The organism is Vibrio sp. 2134-1, assembly GCF_033339495.1.
Genome location: NZ_JAWOUS010000577.1, coordinates 1 through 630, shown reverse-complemented (window position 1 = coordinate 630; position 630 = coordinate 1). Strand labels below are relative to the sequence as shown.

Here is a 630-nt window from a genome sequence, read left to right as displayed (position 1 = left end):
GTACTCTTCACGGTCAAGCAGACCATGTTTTTCCATAAAGCTTTTCGCTGTCATTGGGTAAGAAAGCGGGAAGTTTGAGCGTTGGCTCGTGATCGGATTATAGAAATAGGCATCAGCCCAAATGTAGACCAAATGACTGGTCAGAAAGCTCAAAAAGAACACGGCAGCCAGTGGACGACCAACGTGTTTGTGAGACAGTTTGCGCTGTTTACGCCAAACCCATTCTGATAAGGCGAGCTGAACAAGGAATATCAGCGGCATCACAACAAACAGGTGTTGTAGATCCGAGCTTAACGCACTTTTATCGTCGCTGAATAACAGCTCCCAAACCACAGGGGTTAGGTGCAGGTTAATGGATTGGTATGCCTGGGTATCAATCAATAAGATTGTTTGTCCAACAGTGGCAAAGATCACTGCCACCAAACGGAATAACTTCCGTGATGGCAGGACAAACGTCAACGGGAACAGAACCAATAAGTAGAGAGCGAAAACAAGGAAGCCAAAATGGCCAACCCACGAAACCGCAAGATAGAACTGACCCAGCAACGTCTCGGGCCAAGGCGACTGAACAATGTAGCGTGTGCCTATCAACATCGAAGCTACGATGTTGAAGAATGCAAACCAATGACT

General features: G+C 46.8%; 1 protein-coding gene. It reads right to left on the bottom strand.

What is annotated here, in order from left to right; translation table 11 throughout:
• A partial coding sequence (locus R7R78_RS27320; RefSeq protein WP_225474757.1) for a DUF3413 domain-containing protein occupies nucleotides 1–630 on the bottom strand: 630 nt, incomplete at both ends.